The organism is Lacipirellula sp., from assembly GCF_965279485.1.
In the GTDB taxonomy this organism is placed as follows: domain Bacteria; phylum Planctomycetota; class Planctomycetia; order Pirellulales; family Lacipirellulaceae; genus Lacipirellula.
Window position 1 is genome coordinate 4807396 of the sequence record NZ_CBDIIC010000002.1, and the last position, 18239, is coordinate 4825634.

The following is an 18239-nucleotide window of genomic DNA, read 5'->3' on the forward strand; positions in this document are numbered from 1 at the left end:
AAGTTACAGCCTTCGCCCCTTAGCCAGATCGCGTCAATTTCGCACGACACGCAGGTCACGCAGCCCTTCCAATCGATACCACCTGCCTTGTCGGGTTTGCGCTGTCAGAAAAGTCGACTTCCGAACGTGCAGATGCGCGAAAAGGACGGGTTACGGCGAACTCTAGCGATCGATTGAAGTTGCTCGATCGCTCTGCCGGTGAGTGTTGTGAGGGGGGCGCTGCATCGCGCGAAACGACGCATCTACCGCGGGGGCAAAGATCCGCGAAATGGAGCGCCCCATTGGCGTCGGAGACGCCTCCCACGAATCCGTTTGCGCACGGCTTTCGCACTAAGGCGAATGTCGCAAGTCGTTCCCAGGGTTGACGATGGGCCATCGCGGTCGGTTTACGGTTCGCTTGCTGGCATCCTGAAGTTGGTCTAGAGTGAGTGGCGAAGGGGCTGGCCGCCAGCGTGGCACCCGGTTCCCCCTCCCCTGCTCCCACCTTCCCGCCGTGAGCCGTCTGGCATGAGCTCGTCGAAGCCGCCGAATTCCCGCTCGGAATCGGGCTCCGTCCCCGCCGCGGTCGTCAACCGGCTCAGCCTCTACTTGCGAGAGCTGCAGCATCTGGTGGCGGAAGGAATTCAAACGACCAGCAGCAGCCAACTTGGCGAGCGGCTGGGATTCAGCGACGCCCAGGTGCGGAAGGATCTGGCCCACTTTGGGGCGTTCGGGCATCCGGGCGTCGGGTATCGCTGCGACGAGTTGATTGGCGAGATCCGGCGGATCCTCGGCACGGACCGGATTTGGACCGTGGCCCTGGTGGGCGTCGGTAACCTTGGTCGAGCCCTGCTCGGGTACAAGGGGTTCGAGTCGCAGGGGTTCCGCGTGGCGGCGGCGTTTGACTCCGACCCCGCCAAAGTCGGCTGGGAGGTCGAGGGGATTAAGATCCTGGCGATCGAGGAGATCAGCCAGGTGGTGATGGAGCGGGCGATCGACCTCGGCATGGTCGCCGTGCCGGCGCCGTTTGCCCAGGCGGCGGCCGACGTGCTCGTAGCGGCGGGGGTGCGCGGGATTGTGAACTTCGCGCCGGTCTCGCTGGCTCTACCTGAAGGGGTCAGCCAGGTGAGCGTCGACCTGGCTCGCGAACTGGAACAGGTGTCGTTTGCCGTGGCGAGCCGGCTGCGGGCGGAAGGGCTCGAATAGAAGCCACCGGCTCTGCCGGTGGACGCGTCGCGGCGGGTGCCGCGTCCTTCAAAGTTCGTCCACCGGCGGAGCCGGTGGCTTTTGCTCGAACGCGGTAGCGGAGCGCGGCCTCAATCTGTAGATTAGCGGCTTAGGCGTTACCCCGTAGTGTAATGGTAACACTAGGGATTTTGATTCCCTCATTCAAGGTTCGAATCCTTGCGGGGTAGTTTGCGACGGGAGTCAGGCGCCAGGATGCGTGAGTCGGTAGTTTCCGACTCGTGTGCCCTGGCTCCTGGCTCCCTTTTTTTGTTTCCAGCCGTGGGGTGAAGCGTGGCCGACTTTCTTGATTCCGACATTGCCAAGTTCGCCGTCGCCGCCGTTCGCGAGGCGTCGATTCTCGTGCGGCGCGTGCAAGCGGAGATGGTGGGCGAGGCGATCACCAAGGGCGACAAATCGCCGGTGACGGTCGCCGACTTTGCGGCCCAGGCGATCGTCGCGCGGCGGTTGGCCGAGCGCTTTCCCGATGCCGTGCTGGTAGGTGAAGAGAGCTCCGGCGCCCTGCAGGGCGAAGAATCTCGGGCGACGCTGGATCAGATCACGCGGTTCGTCCAGTCGGTCGAACCGGCCGCCACGGCCGAATCGGTGTGCGAGTGGATCGACCACGGCTCGAACGACGCGCCGGCGACCTTCTGGACGCTCGACCCGGTCGACGGGACGAAGGGGTTCTTGCGGAAGGATCAGTACGCGGTCGCGTTGGCGCTCGTGGAGAATGGCAAGGTCGTGCTTGGCGTGCTGGGGTGCCCAGAACTTGAGGATGGCGTTCGCGCCGCCAAGGGTGGAGCGGGCGCGGTGCTGCTCGCCGGACGCGGCCAGGGGACGTGGGTGCAATCGCTGGCCGAGCCGAACGGCAAGTGGACTCGGCTGACGGCGTCGAAGATCGCCGATCCGGCCGGGGCCCGGTTACTGCGGTCGGTCGAAAAGTCGCACACCGACGCCGACAGCATTGGCGACCTGGCGACGAAGCTCGGCGTCACGGCCGATCCGGTGCCGATGGATAGCCAAGCAAAATACGCTGTTCTGGCAGCAGGCGGCGGCGACGTCATCTTGCGGCTCCTTTCGCCGAGTCGGCCCGATTACCGCGAAATGATTTGGGATCAGGCGGCCGGTTCGATCGTCGTTGAAGAGGCTGGCGGTCGGGTGAGCGATCTCGACGGGAAGCCGCTCGATTTCTCGCATGGGCGGACTCTAGCGACGAATCGCGGGGTATTGGTGACCAATGGGCCGCTGCACGAGGCGTTTTTGGCCGGTTTGAAAGAGATTGGGGCCTAGGGGGAGGCGTGCGATTGTGCCGCTCCGGCGGGTCGTTGACCCGCGGCTACCGTGGGTAGCCTATCTGGACGATTCCTGGGGGAACCGTTAAATTGCAGGGCTCCACTTGGCTCGCGCGGCCTCGGGTAAGTGGACTATCGAAGGCCGAGAATGTTCCTTTGCTAACGCCGGACGCCCGCGATCGCCCTGTCGGTCGCATTCATGGGACTTAGCCGGCGTGCCACTGTCAGGAGTTTGCACTGTGTCGACGACCCTCGTCAAAGAGTTGGTAGAGTCTGGCGTTCACTTCGGCCACCGTTCGAGCCGTTGGAACCCGAAGATGCGGCCGTACATTTACGCTCGCCGCAATCTGATCCACATCATCGACGTCCGCGAAACGATCCGCGGTCTGCTGCGGGCCAAGAAGTACCTGGCCGACGTGGCCTCGCACGGCAGCCTCATTCTCTTCGTGGGCACCAAGCGTCAGGCTCGTGAAACGATCCAACGCGAAGCCGAACGTTGCGGCATGCCTTACGTCGCTGACCGCTGGTTGGGCGGCACGCTGACGAACTTCCGCACGATTCGCGACCGCCTTGGCCGCCTCGAGCAACTCGAGAAGATCCTCAACAGCGAAGAGATCAACTCGTACTCGAAGAAGATGCAGTCGACCCTCACCCGCGAGTACCGCAAGATTCACCACAACTTGCACGGCATGCGGACGATGACCCGTCTGCCGGAGTGCATGGTCGTGGTCGACCCGCGCAAAGAGAAGAACGCGATCAAGGAAGCCCGCAAGCTGGGCATTGCCACCGTGGCCTTGATCGACACCGACTGCGATCCCGACCTGGTCGACCTGCCGATCCCGGGCAACGACGATAGCATGCGGTCGATCGAGCTGATCGTGAAGATCCTGGCCGACGCGATCGCCCAGGGGAAGATTCAGCAATCGGTTCAGCAAGCCCACGCCCAACGTGCGGCGATGGTCGAACCGGCGAAGGACTAGTCCTTCGTCGAGATCCAATTCAAGAAGATCTCTCGCAGAGGCGCGGAGTCGCAGAGGAAGAATCGCTTAATTGCGAGAGCTTTCTCTGCGACCGTTACTCCGCGTCTCTGCGTCTCTGCGAGAGACATATTTCGAATACATAGGAGCAAGTGTGCTATGGCCGAGATTACTGCGGCATTGGTGAAGCAACTGCGTGACGAAACGTCGCTTCCCATGATGGATTGCAAGAAGGCGCTGGCCGAAGCTGGCGGCGACATTGAAGCCGCGAAGCGCAAGCTGCGCGAAGACGGCGTCAAGACGATGGCTGCGCGGGCTGATCGCGCTACCGAAGAAGGTCGCATCGGCGTCTATGCCAGCGTCGACAAGAAGGTCGGCGCCATGGTCGAACTGCAATGCGAGTCGGCTCCGGTCTCGACGAACGAAGATTTCGTCAAGCTGGCCAACGACCTCGCCCTGCAATTGGCGACCGGTCCGGGCGCGAAGACGGCCGACGAACTGTGGGCCCAACCTTCGCCGAGCCGGAAGGGGCTGACCCTGAAGGATCAGAAGGACGAACTGGAAAACAAGATCCGCGAAGTCTTCCGCCTCGCGCGTCTCCACCGCGTCGACAACTCGGCCGGCGCCTTCGTCCACATGGCGAAGATCGGCGTGCTGGTCGAGGTCGAGGGGGGCAGCGACGAACTGGCGAAGGACGTCGCGCTGCATGTCGCCGCGATGAACCCGAAGGCCGCGACGAAGGACTCGCTCGACCCGAAGCTGGTCGCCCAAGAGCAGGAAATTCAGAAGGAACGGGCTCGCCAAGAAGGCAAGCCGGAAGCGATCATCGAAAAGATGATCGAAGGCCGGATGCGGAACTTCTACGCCGAAAACGTCCTGGAAGAGCAGCCGTTCGTTCGCGACGAATCGCAGACGGTCGGCGCCCTGGCGAAGGCTGGCGGCATGAAGCTGAAGAAGTTCCACCGCTGGACGCTGGGCGAAAGCGCCGGTACGGCGAGCTAAGCGTTAGCCTCTGCGGTTGAAAATAGCGATAGCCCCGACCTAGCTAGGTCGGGGCTATTTTTATGCGCAAACCTAACTGCAAAAGCTCTCGCAGAGGCGCAGAGACGCAGAGGAAGTCGCGATCTTGTCGCCGGTGGGATGATTCTCGGCTCCCTTCTTGCTAGATTATCTGCGGTTGCGGCAAGTGCAGGGCGAGCATTCATGGATTGAGTTCGTTCTTGTTCTCTGTGCCTCCGCGTCTCTGCGAGAGATCCCCTTCCGCCTCTTGGCAAGTCGTATGAAAACCGCCGTTATGTCTCAACCTGCGCCCAAGATCACCTCTGGCCCCTACAAGCGGATCATTCTGAAGCTCTCGGGCGAGAGCTTCGCCGCGACGGGTGAGCGAGGGATTAGCATGCAGGAGGTGGTGCACATCTCCGCGCAAACGTACCGCGCGAAGCAGCAAGGGGTGGAGATCGCCATCGTTATCGGCGGCGGCAACATTTTGCGAGGCGCCCAGTTCATCGCGGGCAACTCGAGCGTTCACGAAGCGACCGCCCACTACATGGGGATGCTGGCGACGGTGATCAATGGCCTCGCGTTGCAGGACGCGCTTGAGTCGCTCGGCTGCGAAACGCGACTCTTGAGTACGTTGAAGTGCGACGGCGTCGCCGAGCCGTTCATTCGCCGCCGTGCTCGTCGCCATTTGGAAAAGGGCCGCGTGATCATTCTCGCCGGCGGGACGGGCGCGCCGTTCGTTACCACCGACACGGCCGCCGCTCAGAAGGCGCTCGAACTCGAAGCCGACATTTTGATGAAGGCGACCCGCGTCGACGGCGTCTACAGCGACGATCCGGAGAAGAACCCGCACGCGGTGTTCTATCGCGATCTGACGTTCGAGCAAGTCCGCAATCAGAACCTGCGGGTGATGGACCCAACGGCGATCGCCCACTGCATGGAACACAACCTGCCGATTTTGGTGTTCAACTACCGCACCGATGGCAACATCGAAAAGGCTGTCCGCGGCGAACAAATCGGCACCCGCGTTACGAGCGGAAAGAACTGATTTAACAAACTGAGTAAAGATAACTCTAAAACTCTTCGCGTGTTCTCTGCGCCTTTGCGCCTCTGCGAGAGTCTTAAACACTGATCTCTCGCAGAGGCGCAAAGGCGCAGAGAAATTCGCAAGAGATGAATTTTAGGGAGAGATAGCGATGGGTTCGGATGAGATCTTGATGGACGCCGAAGAGCGGATGGAGAAGGCGATCAACAAGTTGAAGAGCGACTTGACCGGCATTCGCACCGGGCGGGCCAATCCGGGCCTCGTCGATTCGCTGCGCGTCGAAGCGTACGGTTCGCAGACGCCGATCAAGCAGATCGCTTCGGTGAGTGCTCCCGAGCCGCAGCAGCTTGTCATCAGGCCGTTCGATCCGTCGATCATCAAGGACATCGAACGCGGGATCATCAACAGCGACCTGGGCCTCGCGCCGAACAGCGACGGCAAGGTGATTCGCCTGAACATTCCGCCGCTCTCGGGCGACGTCCGCAAGAAAATGGTCGCCCGCACCAAGGAACTTTCCGAAGAGGCGAAGATCGCCATCCGCAACGTCCGCCGCGACGGCAACAAGCACGCCGATACCGCCGAGAGCGACGGCGAGCTTTCGGAAGACGATTGCAAGGGGCTCAAGGACGAGATCCAAGAGCTGACGAAGAAGTACGAGAACGCCGCCAACGATTTGGCGAAGGCGAAAGAGACGGAAGTGAGCGCCGGCTAAGCAAGTAATTCCCTCGAGGTAGAGTGAACGTCATGCTTGAAAACCTTACTCCCGATGAGCAGGTGATCAGGACTTATTACCTCACGGAAGATTTCAGCAGCGGTAGAAATCTCTTCAATGAACTGCCGTACTTGGCGCCTGTGGTGATCCTCACGCTGATGCCCAAGCGCGCAGAGGGCGACGTGAGTCTGTATATCGCGTTAGCGTATTTGGCAGTCGTCTATCTGTGGCGGACCGCAGGCACGCGCTGGATGCGGGCGACGGCGGCGCTCGTGAAGAAGTACGAAGCGAAGCTCGCCGAACCGCCGCAGCCGGCCGTGAAGGCGCGGTGAACCACGCCCTCGTTTCCACGCTCCGCGCGGGACCTTCTGCTTCGACGCTCTGCGTCATTCTGTTGTTCATTTGGTTCGAGCAGCGCGTCGGTTGGCGATGCGTTGCGTTGGGGCTGCCTGGTCGCTGAAGCGACTCAGGCCGACTGCGCGTGGGAGAGTGCGTCGCGACGCGGAGCCGTTGGACGAGCGGCTGCTAGCAACCGCGTGAACTTCTATTGGAGGTTCTCGCCGCTGCGGTTTATACTCCCGCCGGAACCACCCGACGTTCTGGCTGCGCTGGTCAACGATTGACTGTGCGGCGACCCAGTTTTTAGCGCGTGATTCGCACTCCCCGCGCGAATCGAGCGACGACGAGCATTTGCCCCCTAGCCGGAGGACTACGTTCTCCGGGTTTCCGGCCCGCGTGGCGGTCCGGCTATTGGGCGGGAAAGTGCGAAGCTTCGTCGCTTTCGATTCGCTGCAGGTGCATCGCGCCGGTTTATGGAGAAACCGTCATGTCTAGCACGGATGCTGAAGCTGCCATGCGCGCGGCTGAGTGGAAACATCGCCTTGTCTGGTTTGGCATTGCCGCCATGGTGCTGGCGATCGCCGTTCTAATTCGCTGGTCGCAGGGCGACGCCGCTGCTCAAGCGGCCCCGCCGCAAGCCGCGGCCGCTCCGGCCTCTCGCTCGGCGGAAACGCAGCCGCTGCCTCGCCCCGGTCGCCCGACGCACGACGTTATGGCGCTGATCAACGGCAAGGACATCAGCCGTAAGGATTTGACCGACGCCTGCGTCCAACGCTACGGCGAAGACGTGCTGGAAAGCATCGTCAACAAGCGTCTGATCACCAACCACTGCACGAATCACAACATCACGATCACGCAGGCTGACATCGACGCCGAGATCGATCGGATGGCGAAACGGTTCCAACTCGGCCGCGAACAGTGGCTGGAAATGTTGGAGAAGGAACGGGGCGTCACCGCCGCGGAGTATTCCCGCGATATCTTGTGGCCAACGCTCGCGTTGCGGAAGCTGGCTGAAAAGCAACTGCAAGTTTCGCAGGAAGAACTGCAAAAGGCGTATGAGCAAGAGTTCGGCCCCATGGTCCGCGCACGGCTGATCGCCGTGAGCAACGCCGAGAAGGCGAAGCAGATCCACGCTCAAGTGAGCGCCCATCCTGACAGTTTCGCCAAATTGGCGATCGAGCAATCGGAAGACGTCAACAGCGCGAGCATCGGCGGCATGATTCAGCCGATCCGCCGCCATGTGGGCGATCCTAAGATCGAGGCCGAGGCGTTTCGCCTGCAGCCGGGCCAAGTCTCGGCGATCATTCCGGCCGCTCAGCAGTTCATCATCCTGAAGTGCGACGAGCACATTGCAGCCCAGGCGATGCCAATGGCTCAGGTCCAGGACCGCTTGGTCGAGCGCATCAAGGAAGAAAAGTTACGCGACGCCGCGACTGGCATCTTCGAGAAGGTGCAACAAACGGCCGTCGTGAAGAACGTTTACAACGATCCCGAACTGAGCAAGACGATGCCGGGCGTCGTCGCCACAGTCAACGGCGACCGCATCACGATGCAAGAGTTGGGCGCCGAGTGCCTGCTGCGCCACGGCGAGGAAGTGCTTGAGGGCGAAATCTCGCGAACGCTGCTGGAGCAGGAGTTGCAGGCGACCGGCGTCCAGATGACTCAAGAAGACATCAACGCCGAAATGGTGCACGCCGCTGAATTGGCAGGCGTCGTCGACGCGAAGGGGGACGCTGACCTACCGAAGTGGATTGAGACTGTCGTTGCCGAGCAAGGCGTGACGAAGGAGCGCTACATGCGTGATTCGGTGTGGCCGTCGGCGGCGCTCAAGAAGCTGTCGGCGAAGGACGTGCAGGTCACTGAAGAAGACATCGCGAAAGGCTTCGACGCGAACTACGGCGAACGGGTCCGTTGCCGGGCGATTGTGCTGAGCAACCAACGCCAGGCGCAAGACGTGTGGAACAAGGCTCGCCAGAATCCGTCGATGGAATACTTCGGCGACTTGGCTGCCGAGTACTCGGTCGAGCCGACGAGCAAGGCGTTGCGGGGCGAAGTGCCGCCGCTGGGACGTTACGGCGGCCAAGACACGCTGGAGGGAGTGGCGTTCGAATTGCAGAACGGCGAACTTTCGAAAATCGTGCAGATGGGCGATAAGTTCATCATCCTCCGCTGCGAAGGCCGCACCGAGCGGATGGACATCGAGTTGAAGGACGTGCGCGACATTCTGCACCGCGACATCTTCGAGAAGAAGTTGCGGATGACGATGGGCCAGAAGTTCGAGGAAATCAACTCGCGAGCTCGCGTCGACAACTACCTGGCGGGAACGACGCAAGATCCGGCGCCGAAGCCGGGGGCGGTTCGCGAGGATACGGCCGTGCGGCCGACGGCGACCCGCTAGGCGATTTGCCGAGTCGAATCGAGCTAGATATGCTGAAACGAGCGGCGCCTTCGCTGGCGCCGCTCGTTTTTCTTGTTTAAGGAGTGGGTGCGATGCAGTTGGAAATCTCGCCCGAGAACGCGGCATTCTTGCAATCGCAAGTTGCCGCTGGACGATTCGACTCAGGGGAGTCGGCGATCAATGCGGCGATCGGTTTGCTCAAAAAGCGATCGGATCTGTTGGCCAAGATCGATCGCAGTGTCGACCAACTCGATAACGGGCAGTACATCGAACTGGATGAGGACGGGCTAGAAAAGTTCTTCAATGAGCTTTTCGATATTGCCGGCGCGAAGGAGCGGGCGGAATGAGCCGACGGCGCCATCGGCTACGCATTTCTGAAGATGCGGCCGCTGATATGCGCAGCATTGCCGCCTATATCGGGACCAACCGTCCTGCTGCTGCGAAACGTGTGATCTCGAAGCTTCGCGAAACTTTTCAAGAACTCGCGGCCAATCCCCATTTCGGTACTGCTTGCTCACACGTCGGCCAGGGGATGCGGCACTTCACTCCAAATGGCCCGGCGCGGCGTTACGTCATCATTTTCCGGAGCTTGAGCGAAGAGCTGGCGTGGAAATCATCGCGGTCGTCGATGGCTCACGCAATTGGTTGGGAATCCTTGCTAAGCAGTCCCGCCGACTAGGCGCTTCGCGTAGGCTCGCGAACCTGAAGCCGGTATACTTGTGTCTGTTGAGACCGGCCGTGCGGCGTTTGTCGCGTTTTTGCCGGCCGCTCCGGCGGGTCGTTGACCCGCGGCTACCTATTCCTTGTGTCACTTCTAACTGCCGTCCATGTCGAACTCCGCTGACGAAACTTACCCTCCGTTCAAGGTTCAGATTGCCGAGCGCGTGACGCGGCTGCCGCCGTATCTGTTCGGCCGCATCAACGGGATGCTCCACAACAAGCGGCGGGCAGGCGACGACGTCATCGACCTGGGGATGGGCAACCCGAGCGATCCGCCGCATCAGTCGGTGATCGACAAGCTCTCCGAGGCGGCGCAGGACGAGGGGAACCACGGCTACTCGAAAAACATCGGGATCGTGAACCTTCGTCGCGAGGTGGCGAGCAAGTATCACCGCAAGTATGGCGCGCGGCTCGATCCCGAGAGCGAGGTGATCGTGTGCCTTGGCTCGAAGGAGGGGTTCAGCCATATGTGCTTGGCCCTCATGGGGCCGGGCGACACGGCGATCGTGCCGGCGCCGTACTTCCCGATTCACGTATACTCGGTGGCGCTCGCGTCGGCGAACGTCATTTCGCTGGAAGTCGCTAACAGCGAGAAGTTCCTCGCCAACATTGCGTACACCTGCGAGCATCTCTATCCGAAGCCGAAGCTGCTCGTGCTGAACTACCCCCACAACCCGTCGAGCGTGGTGGTGGAGCAGTGGTTCTTCGACGAGGTGGTGAAGCTCGCCCGCAAGTACGGGTTCATGGTGCTGAGCGACTTCGCGTACGCCGACGTGGCGTACGACGGATACCAGCCGCCGAGCTTCCTCGCGTCGAAGGGCGCCATCGACGTCGGCGTCGAGTTCACGACGATGAGCAAGGGCTACAACATGGCCGGCTGGCGCGTCGGCTACTGCTGCGGCAACGCCGAGATGATTCGCGCACTGGGAACGATCAAAGGGTATTATGACTACGGCATGTTCCAGGCGATTCAGATTGCTGCGATCGTCGCGCTGCGGAACACCGACACGGCCGTTGAAGAGCAGTCGAAAATCTACCAAGGCCGTCGTAATGCGTTGTGCGAAGGGCTGTCGCGACTGGGCTGGAACATCACGCCGCCGAAGGCGGGAATGTTCGTCTGGGCTCCGATTCCCGACCTCTGGCGGCAGCGGATGAGTACGATGGATTTTGGCATGATGCTGCTCGAAAAGGGGAACGTCGCCGTCAGCCCCGGCAGCGGCTTCGGCCCGGCGGGAGAAGGCTATTTGCGGATGTCGCTCGTCGAGAACGAAGAGCGGCTGAAGCAGGCGGTGCGGCAGATCAAGCAGTGCCTGCGTGATGCTGAAGCAAACTTCTCGACAAAGCCGCCGGCGGCTCAGCCTGCGGCGACGTAGCTCGCGGCGGCACTTTTTGCGGAGTGATTGATGTCGGGCATCTTCACCGCTGCGCAGCTCGACGCTTATTTGCACGATGGCTATGTCGTCGCGCCGGCGCTCTTTGACGCCGAAGAGACGGGCCTGTTGCAGCGGGCGGCGAAGGAAGACAAGGCCCTCGACGACAACGCCTTTGGCCGCGCCGACGGAGCCGGCGGCAGCGTGCGGTTGTCACTGTGGAATCATCCGGGCGATGATATTTACGGGATGTTCGCCCGTAGCCGCCGCGTAGTCGATTCGGTTGGGCAGTTACTCGACGACGAGCCGTATCACTACCACTCGAAGATGATCATGAAGCAGGCCGTCACCGGCGGGGCCTGGGAGTGGCATCAGGACTACGGCTACTGGTACGAGAACGGCGTGCTGACGCCGAACTTGTGCAGCGTCTTCATCGCGGTCGATTCGGCGACGCGGGCGAACGGCTGCATGCAGGTGCTGAAAGGCTCGCACCAGATGGGGCGGCTGACGCACGTGAAGGTCGGCGATCAAACGGGCGCCGATCTGGAACGAGTCGCCGCGGCTTGCGAGCGGATGGAACTCGTGTACGTCGAGATGTCGCCGGGCGACGCGCTGTTTTTTCATCCGAACACGCTCCATCGGAGCGATCAGAATCGTTCGCCCAACGATCGGTGGGCGCTCATCTGCTGCTACAACGCGCGGAGTAACTCGCCGTACAAGGAAGGCCGGCATCCGAGCTACACGCCCATCGACGTCGTCGAAGATGGCGCGATCAAGCGCGTGGGCCTGAAGCGGTTCGGCAGCGAGGCGGCGTTTATGTCGTCGTCGCATCGGGCAACGAGCGACCGGCTTAGCGGTTAGAGCAGGCTTCAGTTAAGCGTGGCGTCTGTCATCCCGAGCGGAGCGAGGGATCTCGTAGCTGCAATGGGCTTCCAGATCCCTCGCTCCGCTCGGAATGACGCTGCGGCGGGCAAAAATCCGCGCCCCATTCGTCGCCTCTCAGAAAAAGCTTGACTCCCCAAAAGAATGGTGTTATGCAACTGTAGTCACCTCGGCTTTTCCAGTTTAACGGGCCATTCTTGGCGAGCGTCTCCCGATGTTCCTCCGCATCGAAAAAGGCTCCGCAGCCCCGATCTCGCGGCAAATTGCCCATCAGATCGCGTCGCTCTGCGCGGCCGGCAAGTTAAAGCCTGGCGAGCGGTTGCCGTCGGTGCGCGAGCTCGCCCGCGATTTGGGCGTCAATCAAAACACGATCCTCCGCGTCTACGAGCGGCTTAGCGGCGACGGGCTGCTAGAGATGCGGCAAGGGCAGGGGACGTTCGTCGCCGACGGGGCGCGGGCGCAGGCCTCGCCCGGGCAGCGGACGCGGCTGCTCGACGAACTGCGTCAGATCGCGCGGCAGGCGCAGTCGCTGGGCCTGAGCAGCGAGCAGATTCACGAACTCTTGTCGGTCGCGCTGGGCGAACTCGACGAACAAGCGGCCAACGATTTGGCGGGGAACTTGTCATGAGCGAGGCAGTGAACGCGAAGTATGCGATTGAATTGCAGGGCGTCTGCAAATCGTTCCGCCGCACGCAGGTGCTGAGCAACCTGTCGCTGCGCGTCGAGCGGGGCAAGACGTTTGCGTTTCTCGGCCGCAACGGCGCGGGGAAGACGACTTCCATTCGCATGTTGTTGGGCCTGCTGAAATGCGACCAGGGCGAGGTTCGCGTGTTGGGGCTCGACCTCGCGACCGAGCCGCTGCAGGTGCGAGCCCGCGTCGGTTACCTTGCCGAAGACCAGCAGATGTACGGCTGGATGCGCGTCGAGGAAATCATCCGCTTCGTGGCGCCCTTCTACGCGACGTGGGACCATGATCTCGCGCTCAAGTACGTCCGCGAGTTCGAACTGCCGCTGCGAACCAAAATCAAACATTTGTCCAAGGGGCAGAACGTGCGGCTGGGCCTGTTGCTCGCACTGGCGCATCGGCCGGAGCTGGTGATTCTCGACGATCCGGCGCTCGGCCTCGATCCGGTGATGCGGCGGCAGTTCAATCAAGACCTCATCAGCCATCTGCAAGGCGAAGGGCGGACCGTGTTTTACAGTTCGCACCTGCTGTATGAAGTCGAGCCGGTGGCGGACGAGGTGGCAATTCTCGATGGCGGTCGGCTTGTGCGGCAGGCCGACACCGAGACGCTGCGGCGGGACGTGAAGCAGTTCGTCGTCGATCGCGCGGCGTACGGCCGCATTCGCGACGACATGTCGGTGCTGGAATTGCGGCGTGCAGGCGAGGATGTGGCCGTGACGGTGCAGAACGCCTCGGCGGTGCGGGCGCTGCTCGATCGCGAAGGGATTGGGTATCGCGTGAATGATCTCAATTTGGATGAGATCTTCGCGGCGTACGTGGCGGGGAAGGTGGAGGACGATGCGCGGGCGTCGTTGTCGCTCGATGAGGTGGCGACGCACCGCTAAGCGGCAAGATGTTGGGAAGCTAATGGGAGGGCTGACGCATGAACGGCGTATGGCGAAGCTTGTTGTGGAAAGAGTGGCGCGAGCAGCGGTTCAAGCTGATGGCGGTCGTGGTCTTCGTGGCAGCAGCGGGCGTCCTGCCGTTACCGTTCAAGAGCGACTTCTTGCTCGGCGCGATCGTGCCGATTGGGTTTTTCAGCTTAGTGTCGCTCGGATTGTTCGTTGGCGCTTCGATGGCGGCGAGCGAGCAAGCCCAGCGAACAGTTGGTTTTTTGCAGTCTCTCCCGTGCACGACGAAATCGACGGCGATCGCCAAGTTGATCGTCGCGGCGGCGATTGTCGCATCGCCGTGCATCATCGCAGCCGGAGTGCTGGAACTATGGAAGTCGCTTGGACGAATTCCGGAGGATGCGACGGTGTCCATAGCGGCTTTTCTTACTCTTGCCTGGGCTGCATTTAGCTTATCGGTATGGGTAGCGGCCATCGCGACGAACCTAAGTGATGAAGTGCGTGCAGGGGCGATCGGGTTTCTCTTCATCGCTCTTGCCTGGGGCGCCCTTGCGATTGCCGTCGACCGGTGGCAAGGTCTCGGCGAGAAGGCTTTGGAGGGAGCGGCGGCTGCTGCTCCGGGAGGGCCTTTCATTGTCTTCGTCGAGCTGGCGGAAGCGCCGGGGCGAGAGTTGGCCCGCCTTCCAGCGAGGCCTCTTGGGTATCTCGTTCTACTGGCCGGCGTCTCCACGTTGGCAGCGGCGGCCATCTACGTTCGCCGCTTTGGCCGAGTCGCTGCGGCGCGTCGGCAGCAGGTTGAATCGGTAGCGAAGAGCATCGTTCCCGCTTGGCTGGCGCCGCCGATGCGAAAGCCGTGGGTCGCGATCGTCTGGAAGCAGTGCTGCGAGTCGCTGCCGCTCGCGCTGTTGGGGGCAGGATCAATATTCTGCGTTTCATTGATCATCGATATCGCCAGCCGGCGGTATCAGGAACGCTTCCTTAACGACGATCTCCTCGCCATGTCCGTACCCGTCTGGCTGTTGGTGGGCGGCTTAGTTTCCATGGTCAGCGGCATCGGACTATGGCTCGATGACCTGCGGCCGGAACTCAATACGTTTTGGCGTTCGCGGCCGATTGCGACGGGCCAGTGGTTCGTTGTGAAATTTGCCTTGAGCGCGCTGATGACGCTTGCCACGCTGTTCCTGCCGTGCCTGCTGATTGGCGTTGCCCTTGCTTGGTTCGGAAATCGGTCTCCGTATCTGCAAGACGCATCGACTCCCTGGAAAACGCTCGTCTCGCTGGGGCTGTTGTCCCAGCTAGGTTTCTTCTGCGTTGCGGCAGCGTTCATGGCGGCGACGCGGCGGCCGATGGTATCGGCGCTGCTGACGATCTTCACTGCGGCAGGAGTCGCCTTCTGCGTGGTTGGGCCGTTCTCGCTGGAAGCGACCGGGAGTGCGGTGGCGATTGCGGCAGTCTCTGCCCTCGCAACCGCGGCAGGCTGGCTTTGCATCCGCCACGACTGGGCGATCGGCCGGTGAGGGGAAAGGTGCTCGGAAGAGTTCTACGGTTCGCGGCGTTTCCAGTATCCGGGCCGCCGCTTCGCATGGGAGACTGCGAGAACCACGGCAGTTTCGCCGACGAGGCGGTAAACGATCTGGTATGGGAACTTCTCGACGGTGATGCCACGAACTTCGGGAAGGACTTCAGCGAACCGCTCCGGCGCGGCGGCTAGTTGCGTTAGAGTCGCGTCGATCGCAAAAGCAAACTTGCGCTCCGCGTCTGGGCTCCGCACGGCGTACCAAGCGAGCGCCTCTTCAAGTTCGGCCGTCGCTTCGCTGTGGAATCTAATTCTCACGGCTGCTATTCACGCGTTGGAATAGCCGGGCGCGGACGCTTTCCCAATCCTCGAGCTTGGCCGTGCCGGCATCGATCTCACGGGAGCGGCGATCGATCTCCTCGAGCCACTCTGCGGACAAGCCCTCCGCGGGAAGTCCCGGGATTGTCTCCGTCAGCTCGTCGATGAGCCGCATCCGCTCGGCGACGGGTAATTGAGACGCGGCGGAGAGTAGCGAGGTGTAATCAGACATCGGCGAGAGCCTCCTGGGGGCATTGTACCAGAAGGCCGCCCGCTCGCTCGCACCACGCACCCTCAGTTTTCCCCAGGAAAAGCCCAAAAAAATGAGGGCCCCTGCTCGCCGAAGCAGGGACCCTCTATATTAGGCTGACCGGGATTTCTTGTACGTTGTCGTTCGAAAGCCCGGAGACCCACAGCCTACGCGAGACTATCGACGCGGCTGGCGGCGGTTGTTCATGACGTTCCCCGCGTCGTGCGTCGATCGGCCCCGAGCGAACTTTCTGCTGGCGGGCGCGGTCCGCATAACCGGTACGACTGGCGCCCGCATGCTGGCGCTGGCGTTGCAGCCGTTGGGAAGATTGACCACGAAGACACGACGGGCACGACGACGCACGAAGGAAGAACGGAGAGAAGGGGCAAGGCAGTAGCAAGCAGCGGTGGCTGCTTTGTTTGATTGGCCTCTTCTCGTTCTTGCATTGCTTTGTGCGTCTTAATGATCTTTGTGACTTCGTGGTTAGCATTCCGCGCGACGCTCCGGCGGGTCGTTGACCCGCGGCTACTAACCGATCACCAGTCACCTCTGAATCGATGTCAAAACCTGCAAAGCTTGCTCTCGAAGATGGCGCCGTCTTTACCGGCGTCTCGATTGGCGCCGATGGCGAGGTCGACGGCGAAGTCTGCTTCAACACGGCGATGACCGGCTATCAGGAAATCCTCACCGATCCGAGCTATCGCGGCCAGATCGTGACGATGACCTATCCGCAAATCGGCAACTACGGCGTCAACGACGGCGATCTCGAAAGCGAGCGGCCGCACCTTGCCGGGTTTATCGTGCGGGAGCATTCGCGGGCCGACAGCAATTTCCGTTCGGAAGGTTCGCTGAGCGACTACCTCAAGGAATGGGGCGTCGTGGCGATCGAGTCGATTGATACGCGGGCGCTCGTGCGGCGGATCCGTTCGCAGGGAGCGCTCCGCGGCGTGCTGTCGACGGTCGACCTCGACGATGCGAGCCTCGTCGCGAAGGCGAAGGCGAGCCCCGGGCTTGTCGGCCGCGATTTGGTTCGCGAAGTGATGCCTGAGATGGCGTGCGAGTGGCAGGAATCGTGCAGCGATTGGACGCACCTCAACACTGAGGGAATTCGCAAGTCGACCGGGACGAGCGGCCCGCATGTGGTGGCACTAGACTACGGGATGAAGTGGAACATTCCGCGGCATCTGTACGATCAAGGCTGCCAAGTGACCGTGCTGCCGGGAACAGCGACCGCGGAAGACGTGCTTGCCCAGAATCCGGACGGCGTGTTTCTTTCAAACGGCCCCGGCGATCCCGAGCCGCTCGAATACGCGATCAAAACGATCCAGGGCGTGATGAAGGAGAAGCCGGTCTTCGGCATCTGTCTCGGCCATCAGCTGCTGTCGCTCGCCTGCGGGGCGAAGACGTTTAAGCTGAAGTTCGGCCACCGCGGGGCGAATCACCCGGTGCAGCGACTGAGCGACGGGTTGGTGGAAATCACCAGCCAGAACCACGGGTTCGCCGTTGAGGAAGCGTCGCTGCCGGCGGCGCTGGAAGTGACCCACCGCAGCCTTAACGACAATACGATTGAGGGGGTTCGCCATCGGGAACTGCCGCTGTTTAGCGTGCAGTATCATCCCGAAGCCTCGGCCGGGCCGCACGATAGCCACTATCTGTTTCAGGATTTTCTGAAGGCGATGGCGAAGTAGGCGCGCTTTGCTGCCGCCTCTCCTAGGGACTAGCAGCGGGCGTCAGTATGCGGTCCAAGAACTTCTGCGCCGCAGCCGTCGGTTTGTCATCCGCCGCGCCTAACTCGCGGTTAATTGTGGCGTGCGTCTTGTCCGCATAGCCGATAGCCTCAGACTCGCCGCCGACGGCGCGGAGCCGTTCGCTTAGCGCGACCGACTGGCTGCTCGAGTCGCGGCGGCTGGCGACGTACAAGATGAGCACCGGCGGGTACTTGCCGCCTTCTTCGACGTGATGGAGCGGCGAGGCTGCTTGCCAAACTTCGGGATCGTCGCCGAAGGCGTCGCGGTAAAGCTTCTTTAGCGCTGGGAGCATCGCTTCTTTGATCTGCCGCGACACGTTGTAGCCGGCGCCGTCGAGCAGGATCACGCCGCGGATAGCTGCGGGGTCGACCTTGGCGGCTTTGAGGTAGCTGTGGTCGGTAGCGACAAGGGCGGCCAAGTGAGCGCCGGCGCTGTGGCCGAGCAAGATGATTCGCCGCGGATCGCCTCCGTATTCAGTGGCATGGTCGACGAGCCAGCGAATGGCGGCGGCGACGTCGGCGGCTTGGCCGCGGTAGTCGGTCGCAGGCTGCAGGCGGTAGTTGATGCTCGCCAAGATCATTCCCTGATCGCAGAAGTAGGCCGGTTTGAGGGCGACCATCCGCTTGTCGCCGTGACGCCAGCCGCCGCCGTGGATCCAGACGACGATGGGAGCCGATTTGGCGTCGGGGGGGACGTAGAGGTCGAGCGACGTCGAGTTCTTCGGCGCGTCCGCATGCTCGGCGTAGGGTAAGTCGCGGTGAACCGTCGGCTCGGCTGCGCTCGCATTCGCTGGAGCGAATAGGAGCGGGACGATGCTGAGCATTGCAAGCGGCGTTAGCGACGCGACGTTGAAGCGAGCCACGGCAGGCCTCGGCGAGGTGGTGAGCGGGGG

General features: G+C 62.0%; 19 protein-coding genes and 1 tRNA gene. 17 read left to right on the top strand and 3 right to left on the bottom strand.

Going from position 1 to position 18239, the window contains the following annotated elements:
- Window positions 1-507 precede the first annotated feature (507 nt).
- The 16 genes from ACQY7R_RS26720 to ACQY7R_RS26795 all read left to right on the top strand — a co-directional run bounded on the left by ACQY7R_RS26720 (window position 508) and on the right by ACQY7R_RS26795 (window position 15032).
- Complete coding sequence (locus ACQY7R_RS26720; RefSeq protein ID WP_428308593.1) at window positions 508-1185, top strand: redox-sensing transcriptional repressor Rex; 678 nt, start codon at window positions 508-510, stop codon at window positions 1183-1185.
- 138 nt (window positions 1186-1323) lie between these two features.
- Window positions 1324-1394: transfer RNA gene (locus tag ACQY7R_RS26725), tRNA-Gln, on the top strand.
- A gap of 103 nt (window positions 1395-1497) precedes the next feature.
- Window positions 1498-2496, top strand: coding sequence for a 3'(2'),5'-bisphosphate nucleotidase (locus ACQY7R_RS26730; protein ID WP_428308594.1), 999 nt, complete (start codon window positions 1498-1500; stop codon window positions 2494-2496).
- Between the two features lie 241 nt (window positions 2497-2737).
- Window positions 2738-3478, top strand: a complete 741-nt coding sequence (gene rpsB / locus ACQY7R_RS26735; protein ID WP_428308595.1) for a 30S ribosomal protein S2 — start codon at window positions 2738-2740, stop codon at window positions 3476-3478.
- Window positions 3479-3634: 156 nt separating this feature from the next.
- On the top strand, window positions 3635-4477 hold the full coding sequence (gene tsf / locus ACQY7R_RS26740; protein WP_428308596.1) for a translation elongation factor Ts: 843 nt from the start codon (window positions 3635-3637) through the stop codon (window positions 4475-4477).
- Between the two features lie 292 nt (window positions 4478-4769).
- Window positions 4770-5522: a UMP kinase gene (pyrH, locus tag ACQY7R_RS26745; RefSeq protein ID WP_428308597.1), complete on the top strand. Its 753-nt coding sequence runs from the start codon at window positions 4770-4772 to the stop codon at window positions 5520-5522.
- A 148-nt stretch (window positions 5523-5670) separates the two neighbouring features.
- On the top strand, window positions 5671-6231 hold the full coding sequence (gene frr, locus ACQY7R_RS26750; RefSeq protein ID WP_152097804.1) for a ribosome recycling factor: 561 nt from the start codon (window positions 5671-5673) through the stop codon (window positions 6229-6231).
- A gap of 32 nt (window positions 6232-6263) precedes the next feature.
- Window positions 6264-6563, top strand: a complete 300-nt coding sequence (locus tag ACQY7R_RS26755) for a hypothetical protein (RefSeq protein WP_428308598.1) — start codon at window positions 6264-6266, stop codon at window positions 6561-6563.
- Window positions 6564-7057: 494 nt separating this feature from the next.
- Entirely contained in the window at window positions 7058-8968 is a 1911-nt protein-coding gene (locus ACQY7R_RS26760; protein ID WP_428308599.1) for a peptidylprolyl isomerase, read from the top strand.
- Window positions 8969-9060: 92 nt separating this feature from the next.
- Entirely contained in the window at window positions 9061-9315 is a 255-nt protein-coding gene (locus tag ACQY7R_RS26765) for a type II toxin-antitoxin system ParD family antitoxin (RefSeq protein ID WP_428308600.1), read from the top strand.
- Window positions 9312-9647, top strand: a complete 336-nt coding sequence (locus ACQY7R_RS26770; RefSeq protein WP_428308601.1) for a type II toxin-antitoxin system RelE/ParE family toxin — start codon at window positions 9312-9314, stop codon at window positions 9645-9647. Before ACQY7R_RS26765 ends, ACQY7R_RS26770 begins: the two co-directional genes overlap by 4 nt.
- 148 nt (window positions 9648-9795) lie before the next feature.
- On the top strand, window positions 9796-11061 hold the full coding sequence (locus ACQY7R_RS26775) for an aminotransferase class I/II-fold pyridoxal phosphate-dependent enzyme (RefSeq protein WP_428308602.1): 1266 nt from the start codon (window positions 9796-9798) through the stop codon (window positions 11059-11061).
- 30 nt (window positions 11062-11091) lie between these two features.
- Window positions 11092-11919, top strand: coding sequence for a phytanoyl-CoA dioxygenase family protein (locus ACQY7R_RS26780; protein ID WP_428308603.1), 828 nt, complete (start codon window positions 11092-11094; stop codon window positions 11917-11919).
- A gap of 235 nt (window positions 11920-12154) precedes the next feature.
- The gene (locus ACQY7R_RS26785; protein WP_428308604.1) at window positions 12155-12568 is read left to right on the top strand and encodes a GntR family transcriptional regulator; all 414 of its coding nucleotides are present in this window, start codon (window positions 12155-12157) and stop codon (window positions 12566-12568) included.
- Window positions 12565-13509 (top strand): ABC transporter ATP-binding protein, encoded by a 945-nt coding sequence (locus ACQY7R_RS26790; RefSeq protein WP_428308605.1) that lies wholly within the window; start codon window positions 12565-12567, stop codon window positions 13507-13509. Before ACQY7R_RS26785 ends, ACQY7R_RS26790 begins: the two co-directional genes overlap by 4 nt.
- 38 nt (window positions 13510-13547) lie before the next feature.
- Complete coding sequence (locus ACQY7R_RS26795; RefSeq protein WP_428308606.1) at window positions 13548-15032, top strand: hypothetical protein; 1485 nt, start codon at window positions 13548-13550, stop codon at window positions 15030-15032.
- Window positions 15033-15055: 23 nt separating this feature from the next.
- On the opposite strand, the gene ACQY7R_RS26800 is transcribed toward ACQY7R_RS26795, so the two are convergent.
- Window positions 15056-15349, bottom strand: coding sequence for a type II toxin-antitoxin system RelE/ParE family toxin (locus ACQY7R_RS26800; protein ID WP_428308607.1), 294 nt, complete (start codon window positions 15347-15349; stop codon window positions 15056-15058).
- Window positions 15339-15581 (bottom strand): addiction module protein, encoded by a 243-nt coding sequence (locus ACQY7R_RS26805; RefSeq protein WP_428308608.1) that lies wholly within the window; start codon window positions 15579-15581, stop codon window positions 15339-15341. Before ACQY7R_RS26805 ends, ACQY7R_RS26800 begins: the two co-directional genes overlap by 11 nt.
- A 575-nt stretch (window positions 15582-16156) precedes the next feature.
- Between ACQY7R_RS26805 and carA the strand changes: the two genes are divergently transcribed.
- Window positions 16157-17287 carry a glutamine-hydrolyzing carbamoyl-phosphate synthase small subunit gene (carA, locus tag ACQY7R_RS26810; RefSeq protein ID WP_428308609.1) on the top strand — a complete coding sequence of 377 codons (1131 nt, stop codon included), beginning with the start codon at window positions 16157-16159 and terminating at the stop codon, window positions 17285-17287.
- Window positions 17288-17309: 22 nt separating this feature from the next.
- Here the strand turns inward: carA and ACQY7R_RS26815 are convergent, their stop codons facing one another.
- Window positions 17310-18209, bottom strand: coding sequence for an alpha/beta hydrolase (locus tag ACQY7R_RS26815; RefSeq protein WP_428308610.1), 900 nt, complete (start codon window positions 18207-18209; stop codon window positions 17310-17312).
- Window positions 18210-18239 lie beyond the last annotated feature (30 nt).